Source organism: Enterobacter cloacae complex sp. GF14B (genome assembly GCF_004136805.1).
Taxonomy (GTDB): domain Bacteria; phylum Pseudomonadota; class Gammaproteobacteria; order Enterobacterales; family Enterobacteriaceae; genus Enterobacter; species Enterobacter hormaechei_C.
In genome coordinates this window covers 1-20,904 of the sequence record NZ_QFRV01000051.1, presented here as the reverse complement: position 1 = coordinate 20,904, position 20,904 = coordinate 1, and the positions used below count along the sequence as shown (strand labels likewise).

19 protein-coding genes are annotated in these 20,904 nt (G+C 50.2%); all 19 read right to left on the bottom strand.

Annotated features, from left to right (window positions below; translation table 11 throughout):
• Positions 1 to 97: 97 nt before the first annotated feature.
• A complete protein-coding gene (locus DD606_RS16460) occupies positions 98 to 343 on the bottom strand; it encodes a hypothetical protein (RefSeq protein WP_126296865.1) in 246 nt (81 codons plus the stop codon).
• 23 nt (positions 344 to 366) lie between these two features.
• Positions 367 to 840: a hypothetical protein gene (locus DD606_RS16455; RefSeq protein ID WP_045895476.1), complete on the bottom strand. Its 474-nt coding sequence runs from the start codon at positions 838 to 840 to the stop codon at positions 367 to 369.
• A gap of 3 nt (positions 841 to 843) precedes the next feature.
• On the bottom strand, positions 844 to 2,838 hold the full coding sequence (locus tag DD606_RS16450; protein WP_129258887.1) for a DUF3289 family protein: 1,995 nt from the start codon (positions 2,836 to 2,838) through the stop codon (positions 844 to 846).
• 14 nt (positions 2,839 to 2,852) lie between these two features.
• Entirely contained in the window at positions 2,853 to 5,150 is a 2,298-nt protein-coding gene (locus tag DD606_RS16445; RefSeq protein ID WP_129258886.1) for a type VI secretion system Vgr family protein, read from the bottom strand.
• A 4-nt stretch (positions 5,151 to 5,154) separates the two neighbouring features.
• Positions 5,155 to 5,679, bottom strand: coding sequence for a type VI secretion system lipoprotein TssJ (gene tssJ, locus DD606_RS16440; RefSeq protein WP_045895806.1), 525 nt, complete (start codon positions 5,677 to 5,679; stop codon positions 5,155 to 5,157).
• Positions 5,680 to 5,714: 35 nt separating this feature from the next.
• Positions 5,715 to 6,797 (bottom strand): type VI secretion system baseplate subunit TssG, encoded by a 1,083-nt coding sequence (gene tssG, locus DD606_RS16435; RefSeq protein WP_045895805.1) that lies wholly within the window; start codon positions 6,795 to 6,797, stop codon positions 5,715 to 5,717.
• Positions 6,761 to 8,530: a type VI secretion system baseplate subunit TssF gene (gene tssF, locus DD606_RS16430; RefSeq protein WP_045895803.1), complete on the bottom strand. Its 1,770-nt coding sequence runs from the start codon at positions 8,528 to 8,530 to the stop codon at positions 6,761 to 6,763. The genes tssG and tssF overlap by 37 nt, the downstream gene beginning before the upstream one ends.
• A 32-nt stretch (positions 8,531 to 8,562) precedes the next feature.
• On the bottom strand, positions 8,563 to 10,170 hold the full coding sequence (gene tssA / locus DD606_RS16425) for a type VI secretion system protein TssA (RefSeq protein ID WP_045895801.1): 1,608 nt from the start codon (positions 10,168 to 10,170) through the stop codon (positions 8,563 to 8,565).
• 19 nt (positions 10,171 to 10,189) lie between these two features.
• Positions 10,190 to 13,561, bottom strand: coding sequence for an ImcF-related family protein (locus tag DD606_RS16420; RefSeq protein ID WP_129258884.1), 3,372 nt, complete (start codon positions 13,559 to 13,561; stop codon positions 10,190 to 10,192).
• A complete protein-coding gene (locus DD606_RS16415) occupies positions 13,554 to 14,762 on the bottom strand; it encodes a membrane protein (RefSeq protein WP_045895798.1) in 1,209 nt (402 codons plus the stop codon). The genes DD606_RS16420 and DD606_RS16415 overlap by 8 nt, the downstream gene beginning before the upstream one ends.
• Positions 14,763 to 14,764: 2 nt before the next feature.
• Positions 14,765 to 15,028, bottom strand: a complete 264-nt coding sequence (locus DD606_RS16410) for a PAAR domain-containing protein (protein ID WP_072050895.1) — start codon at positions 15,026 to 15,028, stop codon at positions 14,765 to 14,767.
• A 625-nt stretch (positions 15,029 to 15,653) separates the two neighbouring features.
• The gene (locus tag DD606_RS16405; RefSeq protein WP_045895797.1) at positions 15,654 to 16,016 is read right to left on the bottom strand and encodes a hypothetical protein; all 363 of its coding nucleotides are present in this window, start codon (positions 16,014 to 16,016) and stop codon (positions 15,654 to 15,656) included.
• A 5-nt stretch (positions 16,017 to 16,021) separates the two neighbouring features.
• On the bottom strand, positions 16,022 to 16,567 hold the full coding sequence (locus DD606_RS16400; RefSeq protein WP_129258882.1) for a CHAP domain-containing protein: 546 nt from the start codon (positions 16,565 to 16,567) through the stop codon (positions 16,022 to 16,024).
• 45 nt (positions 16,568 to 16,612) lie between these two features.
• Positions 16,613 to 16,966 carry a hypothetical protein gene (locus tag DD606_RS16395; protein ID WP_129258880.1) on the bottom strand — a complete coding sequence of 118 codons (354 nt, stop codon included), beginning with the start codon at positions 16,964 to 16,966 and terminating at the stop codon, positions 16,613 to 16,615.
• 32 nt (positions 16,967 to 16,998) lie between these two features.
• The gene (locus DD606_RS16390) at positions 16,999 to 17,268 is read right to left on the bottom strand and encodes a hypothetical protein (RefSeq protein WP_129258878.1); all 270 of its coding nucleotides are present in this window, start codon (positions 17,266 to 17,268) and stop codon (positions 16,999 to 17,001) included.
• Positions 17,269 to 17,295: 27 nt separating this feature from the next.
• Positions 17,296 to 18,090: a hypothetical protein gene (locus DD606_RS16385; RefSeq protein ID WP_255573103.1), complete on the bottom strand. Its 795-nt coding sequence runs from the start codon at positions 18,088 to 18,090 to the stop codon at positions 17,296 to 17,298.
• Between the two features lie 119 nt (positions 18,091 to 18,209).
• The gene (locus DD606_RS26470; protein WP_257394126.1) at positions 18,210 to 18,344 is read right to left on the bottom strand and encodes a hypothetical protein; all 135 of its coding nucleotides are present in this window, start codon (positions 18,342 to 18,344) and stop codon (positions 18,210 to 18,212) included.
• Between the two features lie 90 nt (positions 18,345 to 18,434).
• Positions 18,435 to 19,271 (bottom strand): hypothetical protein, encoded by an 837-nt coding sequence (locus DD606_RS16380; protein WP_049125483.1) that lies wholly within the window; start codon positions 19,269 to 19,271, stop codon positions 18,435 to 18,437.
• A 20-nt stretch (positions 19,272 to 19,291) separates the two neighbouring features.
• Positions 19,292 to 20,904 (bottom strand): glycoside hydrolase family protein (locus DD606_RS16375; protein WP_176691445.1); only part of this gene is annotated, 1,613 nt, incomplete at its 5' end.

Sequence of the window (20,904 nt, the reverse complement as noted above, 5' to 3'; positions counted from 1 at the left end):
AAGGGCGGGTGTGTAAAGCGGGGTAAAGGTAGTATGAAATATCGTTCTTATCACTGCTCGCAAACCATCCAGGGACGATACCATGAACTTCCGAGCGCTATCGTTCAGCCGTGCCTGCTGGTGGCGTTGTCATCATCCGTCTTCCGGTACGGTGCTGCGTAGCTGTAGTGCTTGTCTTACTGCGTACGCTCACTGTAGCATCCAGCAGCATGGTGGCTGTCCGGTAGTTATAATCCCGCGTGGCGACGGTACGGTGGCAACACTGTGCCAGTGTCCGCACATCCCAGACCGATTCTGCCGCCCCGTCAAGCAGATCCGATAGCTCGCGGTGCGGCAGACGCACATCAAACCGGTAGAATAAAATATTCAGTCCACAAAACTTAGATAAAGTTTTTTATTGCCAAACTCTCCGATCAATCTATCGCCATATATTTGCTTATCAATGCCTATATAAAACAACCTTTCATCTTTCGAAATGCAACTATCTATCTTACCTTTAAGACATAACTGATAATCACCTACCCAGTACTTAACTTCCTCACTATCATGAGGAGGCTCAGTCTTGTTTTTTATAAAAAGTATATAATCGCATTTATTAACAAAAGGCTTCCACTTATCCAAAATGAATGTTTTCTCTCGACTCCATAATTTAGCAAGGTTTGATTTCGTCAGCGGAGCATTATCTACCAATACAATAGTTGATTTACATTCACTACCCCAGCGCTTGTCATAAGTTATATCTTGATATATCCCAGATACTTTTGCTGGTTTTAAAAACAAATAAATCACGCTTATTATAACGCCGATAATTATCACTAAAAAAATATATTTAAACTTCATTTATCACCCTTCAACAACCATTGAAAACTCAGCCTCGTTAATGAATGGCATATATCCAAATTCCGTATAACGCTGAAGAATGAACCATGAACAAAACCATGGAAAGTCTTCAAACCATTTCCCATTAACATCAGCAACATCTAAACCAAAGTGATCCTGTATTTGAAATGAAATTTCGGCTTTAAATTTACCGTCACTAACATCTATATAATTAAGATAAATTTGCGTGGAATAAGTATCATGGATAGTTATTCCTAAACCATTAAACCAATCATAGTTATCGAATTTAGGAAGCTTAACACCATTCCTTATTTTTTCATTTAACACGTTTAAGTCATTAACCGAAAGACTCATATAACCATTGTCATCAAGTAATGATTTAATAAACCCCTTAATTTTATTAACACATTCCACTGTAGTTACATGTTTAGAAAATGCCTTATTCAAAAGATTATGCTTTAAAACCCCACCTTCGTTCGCTTTAAACTTTTTGAGCATGATATTTATAAGACTTGAATATTCTCCCCAAGCAGTCCAGTACCCCATACTATCCATGCTCTTAAAATGCTCATCAATAGTCTTGTCAAAATTGAAAAAGTTAACTTTAAACTCCTGCCCCCAAATGTCAACTTTGTTCATTTTTCCCTGAGCGAGTATCTGCTCTTTCGCCATATCACCGTACCGCATATCATCAGCAGTGAAGTCATTCATTTTTTTGATGGTTTTAAAGATCAAACGGCGCTCTGCTTTTTGTATCTGCGTGATAAATACTCGGGGTTCAAAATGCCAAATCTGACCACTGAGTTCCTTCTGTACCTCAGCAGGCAATTTATCAAAGAAGGATAACGACTTTATGTGTTCCTTGAGTTCATTGTAATCATCATCGGTCAATGGCTCGGGTAGATGATCTGTTTTTGTTTTTACCCATGAAAAACGCGCATCGAATGTTGAAAAATCCCACTCGAATGGAAACTTGCAAATTGAGTGTTTAAGCAGATCTTTTGCATCATCATTCTTTTTTTCTGCATATAACTTTTTTATAATTTTTGAATTACACTGGCTATCGCTGGATGCGTCGTCATCAATCAGAGACCATCCTGCCCAGTCAGGTAGTTCGGCCTCGCTGTAAGTCATTATATTATTAGTACAGACATCGACCCACCCACTTCCACCAGGGATCGCAATCTTAACCCACTGACTGTATCCCATGGCATTTTTCAGGGAATCAACCCCTGATGCTTCGCTGATATAATTGACGCCCACAGCAACACTGCCGATGTGGTCATAGAAACCATCATTTTTTTTTCGCAGCGTTTTTGTATCTCCCCCACTGTTGATAATATATAAATCTTCCGTCGTAAGGTTCGCTGGAGCGTGCACAAAACCTTTAGGAATATCCCCATAAACAGGAGTACCCGCTGGGAAATAATAGTACTCACTACCGTATACAGGCTTTACCCTTCCCGGGAACGCAATATTTATCCCTCCATCAATTCGACCACACAGTACATCGAGCATTTTTTGCTCGCAACAAATCTGGAAGTGGAATGCATTTTTTCCATCCACGACACCCGACGTACCTAAGACTTGCTCACGTTTTATACGCTGTCCAATATTAGACAAAATTTCAAATCGAACCTGCTTCAGGTGCATGGTCAACGAATAAAAAACAAACTCGACAGGATCTTCGCCAATCAATATCTTATGTCGGATCAGTACACACCCATCGTCCGTTTTCCCATTATAAGCCAGTGGCTTTTTATCTTTGTTTTCGGATGGAGACCTGGCATAAATAATAGTACCGTCAGCAATTGCCCGGATGGGGTTGGCCTGTGCACTGGAAATATCTGTATGAGGAATATGTATGCCCCCGTGCCATGCACCCACAGGATTTGCGGGATAATTACGTGCAGTATCGACAGGCATGCACTGAAAAACCCAGTCGCTGAAAATGCCATTCGGGGAATATGGTAATAAAATAGGAGGGGAAATATGCATCGTTCAATCCTTGATTATGAGAACAGAATTTTTTTAATGGACTGTAAATCTGTGACTTCGCCAGCAACAGAAGGTAAATCAGTTTCAATTGTATTTTTCCCCGCTGCCATTGTCCGTTTAACCTTCCGTATATACATCGCGGTCGTACCATACTCTACCTTCCCCGCCTCCAGCCGCAGGTAACTCCCGCCCCCGATGAGCGTGATGCGCTTCTTGCCCGCAAACGTGATGTCGCTCGCGGACGACAGGGTGAGCTTCTTTTCCGCGAACAGCTGCATTCTCCCGTTCTGCGCCTGCATCTCAACCGGGCCTTCACTGGCTTTCAGGCTCAGCTGGCCCGTTCTGGCAAACAGCCCGAGCTTTTCCCCCGACAGCGCCGTCATGTTGCCCATGACACCGGCACTGATATCCCCTCCGGCGTTAACGGCGACGTTTTTTGCCGCTGTCATCTGCATGTGCTCCCCGCTGGTCACGGCAACCCCTTCCGGGGCAGAGAACAGCAGGGTTTCGTTCAGCGGCTTCAGGCGCTGCTCAAACATCTGTATCTGGCTGTCCACGTCAGCTTTCAGCGCCTGCGCCTGCTCTGCCGCCACCTCCAGCTGCTGAAGCTGTCGCAGGCAGACGTCGATTTCCCTGAGTGCCGTGTTCATGTCCAGCACCCCGCCTGCGGCCTTCTGCTGCCCGTCCGCAGTGACAAACAGCCCCTTTGCCACGCGAATGACGCCGTGTTCATCGGTCCGGAGTTCAAATCCTTTGCCCCGGTGCTGCTCCTGCGCGTCCACCAGATGCCCGCTGTTGAGCTGCGTCTTGCCGTATTCCGTGGCGAGTTTGACATGCTCCTCCCCGCGCTTATCCTCCATCCGCAGCTTGTTGTTCGCCGGAGTGCGCAGCACGTTGCGGGTGTGGTTGTTGCGGGTCACGGGGTCGGGGTGTCTGGAGTCGTGCAGGGCGTGAGAGATATACGGCAGGTCGATGTCGCCGTTGCTGTACGCTATCGACACTTCGGTCCCGTCGGTGAGCGGCGTATGCCAGCCGTACGTCTCTCCGGCATACGGCTTCGCCATCCGCAGCCACAGGTATGCGAATCCCTGTTCCGCATCGTTCCGGTCAAAGTCCAGCCTGACGCGGTAGCGGCCCTGGTCGTCCAGGTGGGCGTAGATATCGTTCTTTTCCCGGCTCTCAATGCGGGCGGGCAGGGTACCGTGGATTTCCGGGCGCGAAACTTCCCTCGGGCGGAAACAGTACCGTTCGGTGTAGGGCATGCCCCAGACCGACACGTGCAGGCGGGAATCACGGGCGCCCCGGAAGGTCACCAGCGTGAGGATGACCCCCTCTTTCAGGGCAGCAATGACATCGCCCTGCGGCTCCAGCACCTGACCAGGTGACAGTACGGAGGCGTTGCTGAACAGGTGGATACGGACTGATTTATTGAGTTCCCGCTCGTGATGAAGCCGGGCATAAAATGCGCCGGATTCGGTTTCCGGCTCCGGGTCGCTGTCGTCGCCTGCTTCCCGGTACGGCGCGGCGTAGCGGTAGTGCTCGCCCGTCGTCACCGCATCACTGCGTACGCTGACCGTCGCATCCATCGGCGTGGTGGCTGTCCGGTAGTTGTAATCCCGCGTGGCGACGGTGCCGGTGACAATCCTGTGCCAGGTCCGCACATCCCAGACCGATTCTGCCGCACCGTCAAACAGACCCGATGGTTCGCGGTACGGCAGGCGCACGTCAAACCGGTAGTTAAGCTGGCTGTCGGCAAAAATGTACGTATCCAGACCGCACACATCATCCATCTCCGTACGCCAGTAAATCCCCACCTCAGACAGAATGCGCTGAATGAACTGCAAATCCGTCTCCCGCCACTGGGTAATAATTTCACGCGGCGGGTAGCTGCGCTCCAGCCGGAATTCAAAATCAGGCCCCTCCAGCCCGTGTCTGCGCAGAACCTGCTCCACCACCTCCGGCACGGACTGGTTCTGAAATACGGCGCACTGCCGGGTGTATCCCAGCAGCGCCAGCCGGGAACTGAGCGTGAGCCGGTAGTGAGACTGGTCTTTTGATGTGGACAGCCATTCAAGACGAGTCACTATGCCGTGCACATTTTTACCGCTCAGCATCCGGAAGGAGGCATATTTCATCAGCACCTGTTCCGGGGGAATATTCGCCTGCCCGGAGGTGAACTCGATGTCCCACCGGAAGGGCTCGCTCAGGGCTTCCCTGCCGCGAAAGCGCAAAACATCCGCCGTCACGGTACTGTCATTAATATCCAGAAAATAACGCGTCTGTCCGTCAAAAAGCGCCAGCCAGTTATCCATTACATCACTCCTTTACCGGAACGAGGCTGAGCCAGCCATCACCCAGTTCAATCTTACGGGGTTTGTCCGGGTCGAGGTCGTCACGGGTCAGTACCAGCCGCCAGCGGTTGTCCTGCATGTCGGGACGGTTAAACAGCCCCACCACCGCCACGAACTCAGCGTCTTCATCCATGGGCATATTAAGCGTCACGCTGCCCCCGGGCATCACCAGCAGCTCTTTTGACGCCAGCTCGTCCTCTTTCAGGACCGTATCGGCCTTACGCAGTAGCGTCTGGTAGTCTGCTGCATCAATATTCTTACGGTCTTTAAGCTGGTAGACCCGCACCATCGTCGCCAGCGGCGTCTGTGCGCCATCGGCATTTATGGCCGTGCGCGGGGTAAAATCCAAATGCAGCGTTTTAATTTTCTTGTAGAAGATGGATTTCGTGATGCTAACCGTACCGTCCGTGACGGTCTGTGTCAGACCGCAGCCTGTGAGCAGACCACAGGCAATAAGCGTCAGCGCCCACCAGCGGGTTACTGTTGCCATTCAAAAGTTCCTTTATTGAGAATGTGAATACGTATTTAGTCGAAGCGGTAATGCCCGTCTTCAGCGGGAGGGAACACTGAACACCGGAGTCCTTCATAGCAGCCCAGACTGACGGTCAGTGTTTCCCGGTTATCGCTGAGTCTGCCGTCCTTCAGTCCGAGCAGGCCGGTACGCCCGAGCTGAATACGCCTGCCTTTGCCAAGGCGCGGCTCAGGCAACAACCACACGGGTACAGTGAGGCGCAGTCGGGCATTGCTGCGGTAACCAAGATAGACGCGCATCAGGACCAGCAAATCGGTATGGAGGATGCCACCGGGTAACCAGCCTTCGGCTTCGCCGGGATCTTCCGTGGCCAGTGTCACCAGCACTCTGCTACAGGCTTCCCTGCCCGTTTTACCCAGCGTGGCCCGCTGTGAAAGATGAACGCGGTTTCCGGTACCCAACCCACTGCGATTATCGATATGGACCTTTACCGGATCCGGTTCGGTGATAAATACCCGGGTATTCGGTGCCAGCAGGCTCACCAGAGCCTGGATGCCTTCAGCATTGCGGGTGGGCAATCGCATGGTACCCAGCAAGGCCAGGAAACGGGAAACCGGTGTTGCCACCTGATCAGCCGTGCCCGGTATACCGAGTCCCACCAGACCCAGCAGACATTGCGATGTGGCATCGCGCCCCCCCGCCTCAAAGGTGGCCGGATACGCGTATTTTCGCCAGATCCGGTAATACTGCGTGGTGATGCGGTGGCTGAAGATATCCAGAAACGAGGTGACCGCCTCATAGCCTTCCCGGCGCTGTGCAATGTCATCCAGATAAGACGTCGGCAGAGGGGAGTCCACGCCATACATCCCCAGAAATGTCGTGCGGACCGTTGGAGGCAATGTCGGATGGTCTTCGTCGGTCTCCACCGCTTTCAGGGTGCTGACCGGGAAACCCATTCCCGGCCAGGGTCTGAAACGTACCGGGTCGTTGCCCGGATGGCTGGTGGTGCCCAGTTTTGGCGCGTCCGGATTTTCCTGCTCCAGCAACTGGCAGAAACGATAGAAATTGACCCGCCAGATGTCTTTATCAAGAGCTAACGTCAGCCCGGTACGTGCTGGCTGTGATTCTCGCGCCATCTCAGTCGTTTCCCTGTCGGTTGCAGTACCAGCGTGAGCTGGTTAAAGAGGTGAATATCGGCATAGAGCGCGAAGAACCGGTGCAGCATCTCGCCGAAGAGATTCACATCGCCCTCGCCTGCAAAATTGTCCATATTCAGCGTGACCTCAATGTCCACTCCCCGCAGCATAAAGCCCTTCTCAAAACGGCGGATCAGAGTGTGCTTCACGGCGACGATTGCTTCAAGCCGACGGCGGTTCATTTCATCGTCGGTCCAGTCGTACAGCGCCAGCGTGCCCCGCAGGACCTCAGGATTGTCCATCATGCTGAGGAAGTTTGAGCCGAGGTGGCTCATCACTCGCCAGTGAAAGCGGTCGTTTGCAGGGGGGTACAGCGGCATCGTCGGTGCTGTGAGGTTGAGGACCCTGACGGGCACCTTGCCGGATTTGACCACCCTGTCCAGCAAAGTACTTTCCAGTGCCTTACGCGGAAGCTGACCGTTGGTCCCGGTTATTCGCATCGAGAGTGACTCCGGTTTTTCGGACAACTGCTCCAGTTCAAACGAGCGGCCACCGAGAATTAACCAGGTGTCATACAGGCCAGAGGGACCGCGTTTCACGCGGGTGTGGTAATAACGTTCAGGGGCATCGTGGCGCATCATACCGCCCCGGTGTCGGAAGCTGGTGAACGGTACATAAGGATGTTTGCCATTCTTGACCGCGCCGTGAATATTATCGACGCTGTAAATCTCGGTGTGACCATCCTGAAGACGCAATGGCCTGAGCAGGTATTCGTTCTCCAGAGGATTTAGCGTCAGCGGGTCGGCTTCCAGGGTAAAAAGGTTGATAACCGGCGCACAGTGCAGCCGGAAGTCTTCCGTCTCAAAGGGCAGATCGGATGACCAGGCTTCACTGAGTACAATGTCGATTTCAAACCAGGTGCTGGCCGCATTGAGCCCGATAGTGTCGAGACCGCGCAGCTCCACAAACATAAACTTTGGACGGAAGCTGAAATACTCCAGCAGCAGCTGGTAACCACTGAAGGCCGTATCGGCTTTTTTCCACAGGCCGTCATTGTCATCGAAGCCCATGGGTTTGCACCAGCCATCAAACTGATGACGTTCAGTATGCGTCCCGGCATGACGCGCATACATGGCATGTACACGCCGGGTCATTGCCAGATGCAGCGCAGAACTCACAGGACTCTCTGCGTTAAGGAATATGGCGACCTTGTCGATCCCGGCTTTACTCCAGTCCACTTTTTCAGGGCATTCGAAACGCAGACGGATAGCAGAGCGTCCATCGTTTTCAGTATGCAGGCGGGCATCTGCAAGGTGCAGCGGTTGTAGCGGCACATCGCGGGTCGTCCGGTACTGACAGGCGGTTTTATGCGGCCCGACAGGACGTGACAGAACGGAGAAGCCTTCAACCAGCATTTCGGCCTGACGCAGACCACGCCAGTCAGGCGAAAACTCAACGATGGCCAGCGACGGGATAGTCCGCATATAGTGCGGCCACAGCAGACTCACCAGTCCTTCAGTCAGTTCCGGCAGATCATCATCCAGCTTTTCTCGCAGACGGCCCATCAGGAAGGCAAAGCCTTCAAACAGGCGTTCCACATACGGGTCCCGGGCTCCGGGCTTATCGAGATTGAGCATTGCCGCCCGGTCCGGATGTGCCCGGGCAAATTCTTTTCCTGCCTCGCGCAGATAGCGCATTTCGGCTTCAAAATAGCGCAGGGTTAAATCATCCATGCTCGGTATTCCTGATAGTTAACAGACAAAATTCAGCCACACAGCACCATGGCACGGGCAGGATCGATGGTAATCAGCCCCGCCAGCAGGGCATCCATCTCAGGCATCAGCCGGATTTTATCGGACTCGCTGCGACCGGCTTTCATGCGCAACAGTTTCAGACGGCGGGCCTGAACTTCGAACATCAGGCCCGGCTCCCAGTCCCCCATCGTCAACTGCGCCGCACCGGATGTCAGCTCGGCCAACAGATGAAGCGCCATGTCGTTACGCCCGTATTGTTCCGCAACACGGGCCATCAGCAGGCGTATCAGCCAGCGATTTCGCGGAGAGTCCAGTCCGGGGCGGGTCTGGAGCCACGTCAGAGCCGCTTCGGGCCCCTCACTGTCACCCTTCTCCATCGCCTCGGCCTCAAGTGACAGCACCTCGTCCCCGTATCCGGTTGCCGTCGTGACCGGCTCGCTACCGAATGACAGCCCTTCCTCATTCACCTTTTCCGCAATCCATCCCGTTGTCACCTCATCGGCAAACGGGGTACCGTCATTCCAGGCCAGGCTTTCAAGCCCAGGCAGACGCCTGAGGAGGAACCGAAGATCCAGCAAGACTGACTCCGCCAGGTTCTCCCAGGGCTGTCCCGCATGGCTGAGTCCCTGCCAGAGGTACCACTGGAGATCGAGCCAGAAATGATTCACCCCTTCGCAGTACATCTGGCCGGCCTGCTCCACCAGCTCAGCCCAGCTTTTTTGCAGGTACAGACGCTTCAGCTGCGCCCGGTACTCTGGTTTAGGCGGAATCAGCCGGGTACGACCACTGCTGTCCAACGGTGGAATTTGATCGACGGTATCCCAGCGAACGGTTTTCATCAGCCGGTGAGAGGCCAGCCACCCCTGGGGTTGTTCTCCGAGCCAGCGGGAGAGTACCTTTGCCTGATCCAGCAAATCGCGCCCCGACTTCACGTCCGTCAGCAGTGGCGACGGAGAAAAGACAGCGTCATGCCCGGTATCCTGAGTGCTGCTGTTCTGGGGGATTAGCGCTGTCACCCCGCCAGAACGCGCCAGACGGTTTTCCAGCGCGCTACAAAGGCCAGCGAATGCGGGTTTTTCATTTTCAGGCCAGTCTGAGACCACCTTACTCAGCAGAGTGACCGCTCCGGCCGTCAGGCCGGCATCATCCCGTTCGACTTCCGGCCAGCGCGAGAGCGTATCAAGTACTTTTGTACTGTTGAGCCACTCCAGCGCGGCTTTCCGGGCATTCGGGCGCAGCGGATGACAGTGTCTGCCATAGCGGGACAACATCGCGACCAGCAGCAGTATCCCTTCCGCCAGGCCTTTCTCGCCGTCACGGCTCAGCCGGGCCTGGGTATACCAGGTAACAACACGGATATCTTTGGCGCATTCACACAGTATTTTTTCCGCCAGCGTGCAGAGCAACTCCGGATCGGTGCCCGAAAGTTTGTTGATTTCTTCACGCATCAGTTGGAAATCATCGTCACAGGCCGGATCGTCACCCGTTTCCTCCCCAGGGCGGATCGGTTTTAACCAGTTCTCCCAGAGGGACAGGGTGCCGGAGGCGCTTTCAGTAAGGCGCAACTGCGCTTCGTGGTTAGTGGTGCATGCCGATAACAGGGCTTCCGGTGAACTCATGTTTTTCCTTGTCTTGTCTTTATTCGACATCTTCAGCGCTGGCCACAACCGTAAAGATGGTTTCAGGCAGCATAAATCCCTGGAGCTTCAGCAGGGCAAGCGGACCGTCACCCAGCTCACTGCGCATAACAAACTTCAGCGGATTACCGTCGGGGGTGATCCAGACCAGCTGTGTGCGGCTTGCATCAAGAGGTGTAATTAATGCCTTATCCAGCAGCCGGATGAATCCCCAGTTCCCCTGGTTGCTGGTGTAGAGCTGCATCCCGCTGTTCACGCTGCGCCAGCGAAGGCTGACACCCGGGTAATACGTGTTTCCCGGCCAGGTAAAGCTCTGCCAGCTTTCCATCTGGTTAAAGAAGTCCAGGTTCTGCTCATCAAGCGTCAGTTGCATACGGGCCACATCACGGGAAGGACGCGCCATTAATTCGAAGTGAACGCCCGCATCGCCCTGGGCAAAAACGATATCCGACAGTTCGGCCAGCTGGTTAATTGCCCGCAGGAAATCCGGGCTCACTTCCATTCCCTGGCTTGCAGAAGGATCCACCACCCAACGGTTCCCCTCCTGGTGGAGAATGCCGCCAAGGCTGGTTTTCAGGAACGTGGCGATGCGACCTGAATCGCCGCGCAGGAACTGAGCCAGCAGCGGTAAGGAGGCATCACTGCCGGTAGCTTTAAACGGATAGCGGCCGGCAAACGCTTTATTCCACTGATCGACAATGGTCGTCTGCCAGCGGGTATTGAGGCTTTCTGCTGCTGGGGTCAGCACCTGCCGCCAGGCCAGATCCAGCGGCTGAACAAACAGTGACTGGCCGAACCCGCTCCACTCCTGGCCCAGACTCGCCGCCACCAGACTGCTGTAGTCACGCGTGTCGGTCAGATCAATAGCCTTGCCCTGGAACACGGTCTGAGCCAGCATTTGAGACATTGCCTGTGGATCCGGCGCGCTGGTGACCTGCTGGAGTTTCAGGCGTACCTGGGTAACACGGGCAAGCCAGGACTGAAAACTCAGGTTACCGTTACGTCCGGTTCCCTCTTTTCCCTCCATGAATCCCGTCAGCGGACCAAACACATCGTCCAGCGGACCGCGCGGTCCCTGCGCCTGTTCGATAAACTGCTTCACGTTCTTTTTCCGGCCAACCAGCTTTTTCGCCGAATCCACTATCGAATCCGCCAGCGCTTCCCCCTTCTCGCCGGTTTTTCCCTGCCATGCCAGGGTATTCATCAGCGCCACCAGTGGTGACTGGCGCACGTCACCGATCAGATTGAGCTGGGCGATCGCGTCAGAGAGCGAGGCCGCTTCGTGCCACTGGATGCTGTTGACCATATTCAGCCAGGCATTGCCGAAATCGGTAAAGTAACGTTCGGTCAGTCTGGACTTCAGCGCTTCCGGCGAAATATCGCTTCCGGGCTGGTGAATTTTATCCGTCAGCACCCAGTCGATTTCATCGCGGCGGGTTTTAACCACCTCATCAATTGCATCCTGCACCTGTTCTTCCCAGGCCTGGCGGGTAAACATGCCCGGCACCACTTCTTCTGTACTGAAGACGGTGGAGGCATCCGTGTCGCCGGTCATATCGGCAAGCGTTAAATCAGGCCAGTTGCTGGCAACGCGCTTCAGCATGTCCTGGTACAGCCCGGATTCAGCATTACGCTGGCCAATCTGTTTAAGGAGGATCTGGCGCACGGTCGTGACAAGTCCGGCATCAGGCTTAATTTTCCATTCCGGATGTGAAGGAAGATTCTGAGCGTAAAAGCCCAGCAGTTTGGGTGCCATTTCCTGCCAGGCGCCATCTGACATACCCTGCCGTTTCGGCCAGGCCTTCAGCATATTCTTCGCCAGCCATCCTGCTTCGGCTTTGTCCGGTCGGGCCAGCATCAGATAACTTTTCAGCACATCGTAAGCCCGTTGTGTTCCCTGCGTACGGGCATCACTGGCCGGAGGGAGATTAACAAAAGCCTGAAGCTGCTGTTTCAGGTGCGCAGCTGTGGCATCCCGTACCAACAGCGCATTATTACGGGCATACAGCGGCCACAGGGCCACGAGCGTGTCGTGGTCCTGATTGAGTCCAAAGCAGGTGTACCAGGGCGCACCGGTTGCTTCCCGGTTCTGCAGTCGGGCAATCGCCTGCTGGAGCACAAGCTGGTTACGCAGACGCTCTGTCAGCGGGCTTTCAGTATCCGCGGCAAGACGGGCGGTACTCTGAGCCTGGTATATCTGCGCCCGGTTGACGGCAAGCGACAGCAGTGTACCGGCTCCCCAGAGGACAATCAGGGCAAGCACAAGTAAACACAGCCCTTTAAGCCAGTCGAAGGTTAATTTTCTGGCGCGGATGGTAGAGCAGTCATCAATAACGGCTTTCCAGCCGGGCGTATCAAGCCGGGTATTGGGTACTGAACCGGCAACGGCCAGTTCAGGGCTGAACATCGCTCCCCGGAGCCGATAAGCAGCAGAGCCCTGCATCAACCCGTCAAACAGGGCGTGCAGGCCTACCTTCAGGTCCCCCTGCAGGCGGGACGAGAGTTGCAGCAGCCAGTTATGATGCGGGGTGTTCAGCACCTCTGACATCCCGACCTGGCGTAAATGCGGAACCAGCGTATCCAGCGTGCTGAGCGCATCCTGCGAGGTCACGCCAGGGCCAAATAACGCGCCGGTCGCTACAGGGTCAGCCTGATCGCCGGAAGTAGCTGTCCTGTCGATCAGCCATAGCCAGACCGGAGCCTGCCAGCCCAGAAGATAATCGGCTTTCTGGCGGCACCGTAAAAACGCATCGCGCTCTGTATCGGTTGGCAACGCTGCGGTATCCATTACGTGGATGATGCCATCCACAGGTTTGCCAGGACGCAGGCGTTTTAACCGGGACAGGAAGTGCTCGTCGGGAAGAGACTGCGCATCGCCGCCATATACCAGAACATTACCGTCACCTTCCTGCCAGAGGTCGTGACAAAGTCCGGGCGCAGCTTTTTCCGTCTCGTCAGTATTACCCTGCACAAGCAGGATCCGGACCTTAGACCGCCAGCGACGTCCATAGCGCATCTCCAGATGTTCTGACATCTGTTCATCACTGTAAGTGGCTACCTGCCCATCACCATCAGCAGACGGGATCTCTGCTGAATGCGCCATGGCCTGCCGTTGGCTATTTCCCCAGTGAAGATAAAGACCCGCTTTCCCCGCATAGCTGAACGCTTTTTCTGTCATCCATCCCAACAGGAATATGGCTGCATTCAACAATGCGCAAAATGTCAGGATGCGCTGTCCATCATACGGTCCCAGCCCGGTGGCAGATGCCAGCCATTGCGGGAACGCATAAAACAGAAATGCGACGGTCGCTGTCAAAAAAAACAGAACTCCAGCCGTTGCGCCAATGAGCGTTTTGACTTTTACCTTAGCCATTCCCTTGATTTTCCTTACGAACGTCTTTTTTATTAACGACGGCTACCCAGACATCTTCTTCGTCTGCTGCTGATTGGGCTGCGATGACCTGTGGGCCATTATCGTGACATGCGGCAGAAGCAAGAATAATGACAAGCCAGGGAGCGGCTCGCCCGGTATATCCCATAGCGTAATCAATACTGCGATTGTCATCTGACAGGCTGAATGTCACTCCGTTATCTTCACAAGCTTTGTTCCACCCGCTCCCGCTGGCAAGAGCTGGTCCTGTATGCCATGCAGCCTTCAGTGATTCAGGGTCTGTGTCGGACCAAAGCAGTGCCCGGTTCAGCGTTTTTACCAGCGCGGGCTCTTTGCCTTTTTCCGGGCGGTGCAGGCACACTGCGTGAGGATAATCAGCAGCCTTTCGGTTGCAGAGCACCACCAGTGTAATGGCATCGGCGTCACCCTGACTGGGGTACGCTGGTACCGAGAATGTCACAGCGGCAAGAATGCCCGGGTTTTCCCAGCGCTGGTCCAGCCAGGTATCAAACGCCGACAGACCTTTGCCAGACAGGAGCCTGAAACTTCTCCCTGTTTTGGCAGCAAGTTCATTTTTGAGATGTGACTCAACGCATTGCCTGATATCGTCATCACAGTCCAGCATCAGGCAGCAGGGAATATCCGTTGGGAGTGTTGCGGTAATATCCTGCACCCGGGCGGCAAGTGTTGAGGTGGTGGCAATGATTTCTGCCTCCAGGTCAACCTGAAATCCTGTCAGGGCTGCATATCTGACAGCGACTTTACTGCCTCGCGGCGTTGAGAACTGCACTATGGGCATAGTATGGCTCGCCGTCTGCAGTAATGCTCCGGGCTTATTTCCTGCAGGGTGCTGAATGTGATAACCCAGCACCCAGCCGCAACGCTGACCACGGCGGATTTCCTGCTGAATCAGCGCTTCCCGCTCAGCATTACGGGATTCAGCCCCGACCTGTTCCGCTTTGTACGCAAACCGCCGCAGGGAAAAGAGCAATCCCCATAAACAAAATGGCAGCCCCAGCGCGGTAAACCAGAAAATGAATCCGTTTCTACCGGAGGTCCATTGCCAGAACGTTAACGTGATACCAGTCACCAGCATAAGTGCCAGAAACAGCAACCAGCGCCGGGGATTGGGGCGCATAACTTTCGGCGCTTTTTCGGGAATGGCGTCCAGCCAGACGGGCATGTTCAACCAACCTTTGCAGGAACAAAAGAACTGATCAAAGTGCAGCCGCAACCGCACCTGTGGCCGTGAAAAGCAACAGGGATACCATTATCCAAATAGTTGAGATTACCTTCGATAATCGTTGTCGGACCATGTCCAGGTATCGGGCAGGAAACCCTGTCACCTTTACGTGCCACGCCAATTCCACCAAAAATCATGGTTTCGGAACAGGTCATTACGGAACCACCGTGGGTGGTTTTGTCGCCTTTTCGAATAATTTGCAACATATTTATTCCTCTGCTGGGATTTAATTTTCATATCACCTGTTAATATTCTCTAAACATTATTTATTTCTTCCTGTCATTCTCAACCCCCCCTGTCCATAAACGAGAGGCTCTCCTTTTATATACATATGGTTTCCTTTTTTCTTAATGTGGAATTGAGGTGACGGATACGCACATCCATCATCTCCGCCTGTATAGACTAAAACATATTCTTTATTATTGTTTTGCATATTATAATCACCATCACATGAGACGGGTGCATGCCATGTAGTTATCCTGATATGTGCTTTTTTTGTTCTTAAAACATATCCACATCATATCGCATATAAACTTGTGAACCATCAGATAACGTTTCACCATTCATTTCAAAGAAATATTTCTCATCAGAGCGAGTAAGTTCTGAGGCACTTGAAGCGTAGTTAAATAAAAACGTTATAAAGAATACAATACTTGATATCAGGTTGACCATCGCCCCCCCCTCTTTAACCGGCACAAAACACGTCAGTTAACTTTAATGGATCTTTACTTATAGTATCAAACGTATATGAACAACTAAACTCAGCAGTCATACTCTCCGGCGCAGAAATGAGCATGCTTTCAAAAATAACAACCCGCCCATTTTTTATTTTCACCCGAAAAGAATAACTCCCATTTTTGTCAGTAAAGTTTTTTTATTTCCATTCAAAACGTCACCATTCAAAAAAGTGGAGTTGACAAAATTGATAAAGAGCTTTTTAGATGCCGCACCATTAAATATAACATTTGAATTATGCAAATCGTTGTTATCAAATGATTCTGGAGGGGATTTCCCGAAATCAACAAATAGCTCAGGATGAAGTTTATAAGAAGATAATTTTGAATAATCATTCACTGAAATAATCGGGGGCGTAAACGCCTCTGTAAAATCCCTAAAATAATTAGAATATATCAACTCATCAGCAATTGAAGGTATAGACACGAATAGCAAAAAAACGATATTCTTTTCATTCATTACCCTTAATGTGTATCAGAATAACTTGAATCAGGTCCAGAAACATTCATAATTTCTAAATCATAAACTTCTGGCCTGACGTTATAACCCTTTGGCTTCATAAAATACTTAACAGCTGTTATCGAGTTGGCTCGGATAGAAATGCAATTTGCAGTTCCTTCTCGCCCACCCCCCTGGTTTCCTCCCAGTATAAGTAGTCGACCCTGAGCGTTAATGCCGCAAACGAATCCAACGTGGCTATATTTCATCACAGCAATAGCTCCATAGAAGGGCTTATCTACAACCTCACCATTTTGCCAGGAACCCAGGCCCCAAGAATACGCCAAAGCACTCTTCGTAGCTAATGGAGCAAACTTAGTCTGTGTAAAGCACCAGTTTACAAATGAAGAGCACCATGAGCTTTCACCATCTTTGCCCTTAGCGTTAGTTGTGTCATGATATATCTTAATTTTATCATTTAATACAGAATCGGTCTCAATTAAATCTTTATATTTATTATATTCTGATAATGCAATTGGCATCCAGTCTGGGTTATTATTTTTCTGAGCCACACATGAACACTGATTCTTATATCTTTCCCCTTCGCCAATCAAAACTTACAACCTTGCAAGCAATTCACTTTTTTCTATAAAACCATCATTATTTCCTTTATTTCCATGTTCTGTAGTGTCTAAACTGGCATTTCTGCCATATGCTTTCTCATTGTCCATTTTTGAATACAGAACTGCATCATTCGGCTTCCCTACACCTTCAGGACAGAATATAAAGGTATAAACATCTTCCGGACTCTTTATTTGCCAAAACTTTTCTTTATCTGAAGTAAAATATAACTTCACATAATCTAGTTGTTCAACCTCGTCCATATCTGCAAGCTGCATTTTAGTCAAAGATAAATTGTGAGTTATATTTATTTGTTGCACTGCTATAGAAGTAAACTGAATCAACCCCACTGCATTTTTCTCTACTATACTTTTATCTTCAATTATTTCATTTTTAGTAAATACATGAAGTTCAATTTTGGTCTAGTCCCCGACTTACTGGAAATAAATATAATATCACCATTTTTATGGCGCGCTTTTCTGTAAGCTGCAACAGAAGATGTGAACATTCGATTTGTTTCAACAGACATACATCCCATTAAAACATCAGCATATCTTATTTTATCTTTCTCTCCCCAAATTTCAGAACATATCTTGACAACTTTTTTCCTGAATTCACAAGCCTTAGCAGCACCTAATCTCTGGTTTACCACATCACCCCAGATTAATTGTGCGCAGTCCTATTCAGTGTTTAGTGAATATAAAAACACCACCGGATGAAAATGCCACACCGACTCATCCTTATCAAACGGCGGCACCCTGCTCATCCACTCCAGATCTGACTGCCATTTCTCGCAGTGCTTTACTTCCAGTGGATCCAGATCCTGATAAAACCCTTCCGAGCGCCCCGTCGAACGGCCTTTACTCCATTCGCTGTGATGTTTTACCACCAGACGGTTCACCACATTTTTCACCAGCGGATCACGCACCGCCAGCGCCTGCCTGATTTCCTCTGCCGTCACTTTACCGTCACGGTTGCTCTCCATCTCTGCCATCAGTTCGCGATAAAACGGCGGCACCTGGCTGTACTGATAATCAGCCCCCTGCTCCGCTGACCGGCTTACCGCATTAAACGCCTGGGGTACCCAGCCCTCATACGGGCTGTCCATCACATCACCGCCGCTCTCTTCCTCCAGCGCCTGAAACCCGAGCTTCAGTAGATCATACTGATTCACATCTTCAACATCGCTTTGCGGTAACCAGCCACTCCCGGTGACTTTGTACCACCAGTTCCGGGAGCCATCCGCAACCGGTGTTGCCGCGTCCCGCGTGAGCAGGCACTGCGCGCCCAGCCTGGCGGAGGTCGGCGTAAATACCGGTTGTCCCGCAGCATCCTGCCGGATAAACAGGTTTTTTCCCTTTGGGACCAGAACTGACCTTTTTTCGCCCCTCACACCTTCCAGGTTGGCTAAAAACCCGGGCATACGGGTATCGGTACTCAGCACTTCCAGATGGATAAACCATTCTTTGTCCACAAGTTTATTCCCCGCACCCGGGGTTTTCGTACACCCCATAAACCCTACAGGTAAATGACGTCGGTTTCAGCAGTAACGTGTCGCGGACAATATCCGAAGAAGAACAGATGACTGTCACATTATATCGCCATGGCTGAGAGGGATTCCACCGCTCTGTGACACAACACATTCAGAAATTCGGTACATTCATACACGTCAACGCGATAATATGACTGGCCGATCAGCTTTTCTACCAGACCGAGTCCTTTATCCATCAGTGACCCGTTAATTGCATTTGTCCTCCTGCCTGCCAATTCAATATCTGCACAATGTTCCTTGATCAGGAAAACCATATTTATTCAAATTTAATATTGAGTTTCTTCTGTGACTTCAAGGCTGGTTCCCATTGAATTTTCATTAAAAGAAAAAGTCACACTCTCATTATCTCTGACCACTGATATTTTTAACGAATTACTCTCCTGCCATGCATAACTAACCTTTGCATCATTGAATTTATCGACTTTATTTGTACTGGGTAGTTGCTTTTTGAATAGCGTATTATCATATTGAATCCTTCTGAATTCCTCATAAGCATCCCTTAATTTCAAATCAGGAAAAAAACACGTATATTTACTTACACCATCATATTCTCGGCTGGGACGCCTCTCCTTACAATAAGTTGCCCAGCTATCTTTTTTTTGATTATTATTCTTTGTTTCCGCCTCTTTAAAGAATAAAGCATAGTTTTGATCCAAAAGAATAAGATAATCATTAACTTCGAGAATCTCACTATAAGGAGGTGGGCATTCATCCCCTGGTAAAAGAGCTGTCAGAAGATAAATATATTTAGGTAGAGACACACCTTCATACTTAAAAAGCCGTTCATATAGTGCCATTGTTTTTTCAGACAAATAATATGATATGGGTGTTTTTTTAATTTTAACATAATCAATCGAACACACATTGTTATCTTCAAGAAAATCATTTTTTATTGTTAGCGTTTTACCACTAAATGTAAATTTTACTTTACTGTATATTTCATTCAAATTGTTAATCGTATTTAAATCATGCTTACCAAAAACATCAACACCAGAAACTTTTTCATACACCCACAGTTTATGATCTACCCCATTATCAGAAATGGCTATCTTTGGAAAAAAACAAAAAAACATCAAAATAATTGAAAAATAAATTTTACTCATGACACAACTCCAGATTAAAATTAACGAGAGAAATCATACGCTCCAGTTAAAAATAAATTACGTTCCTTTTGACGTCGAGTAACAAGCCCGGATACCCCACCATTTGTAATATCCAAAAACTCATTCGCCGCACCTTCATAATTTGCCTGGTTGAGTTTTAAAGTCAATTGTGGTGCTTTACTCATTCGTCCCATATTAAACAGCAAACTAATCAAAGCATCGAATTCATATTGATATAAATCTGTACTGACAGATGCCTTTAATTCTTTAATATAATTCGAGAGTCTAGATTCAAATAATTCATCAGCCTTAGAATTAGTTATTCCATTTCTGAATTCTTCTGGAAGAGATATATCTTCACACCTAGCTCTTGCAATTAAATGTCCGTAACCAATAGAACAAAAACCTTCTGAATCATTGTAAGCTGTCGACCTAAAACTTTCCCATTCCTTGATAAATGCCTTACCCATATCAGAAACGGTCAGTTCACTGATAGCACTCCTACTTTCAGTATCATTATTTTCGTTGCAAAATGTGTTGTTATAACCTTCTCTCAATATATCAATAGGATCTTGTAAATCATTACGTCGTTGAAATGGTGGAGTGGGTATATTATTTGGAGGCGGCAGAGTTTCATTACCGGGGTAATACTCAAAATGAAGCATATAGACAACCTGACCAGGAATGATATTAGGATGTCGCCGTGTTGATGGATCAATCATCAACCCTGTTTTTGCAATAACAGTCCCCTGCTGGACCTTCTCTCCGTTCCCGAAAACAATGCTTTGAGGATCAACTTCACCATATCTAATATAAAAATGCCGCCCATCATTAGTAGTATGCTCGATAGTGATTTGCCAAGTCCCAAAGTAATAGTGAGAAATACTCCTAACAATTCCATTGCTCACTGCAACAATTTCAGTTAGTGGTTCAGAATATAAATCGCGAGCAGCATGCTTTCTATTCCCTCGAGATCTATTACGCCCAAATATAGCCTGCGATGCATTACTATCAGTCAAAGATGCAGCCCAATAATATCGTTTCCACACCCCTTCGATATCATTTTTAGGTTTTACTTTAAAGGGGAAAATAATTTCTTTGTTTCTCTTTTGACCGATCGCATCCAAGAACACCACCGGATGAAAATGCCACACCGCCTCATCCTTATCAAACGGCGGCACCCTGCTCATCCACTCCAGATCTGCCTGCCATTTCTCGCAGTACTTTACTGTCAGTGGATCCAGATCCTGATAAAACCCTTCCCAGCGCCCCGTCGAACGGCCTTTACTCCATTCGCTGTGATGTTTCACCACCAGACGGTTCACCACATTTTTCACCAGCGGATCACGTACCGCCAGCGCCTGCCTGATTTCCTCTGCCGTCAGTTTCCCGTCATGGTTGCTGTCCATCTCTGCCATCAGTCCGCGATAAAACGGCGGCACCTGACTGTACTGATAATCAGCCCCCTGCTCCGCTGACCGGCTTACCGCATTAAACGCCTGGGGTACCCAGCCCTCATACGGGCTGTCCATCACATCACCGCCGCTCTCTTCCTCCAGCGCCTGAAACCCGAGCTTCAGTAGATCATACTGATTCACATCTTCAACATCGCTTTGCGGTAACCAGCCACTCC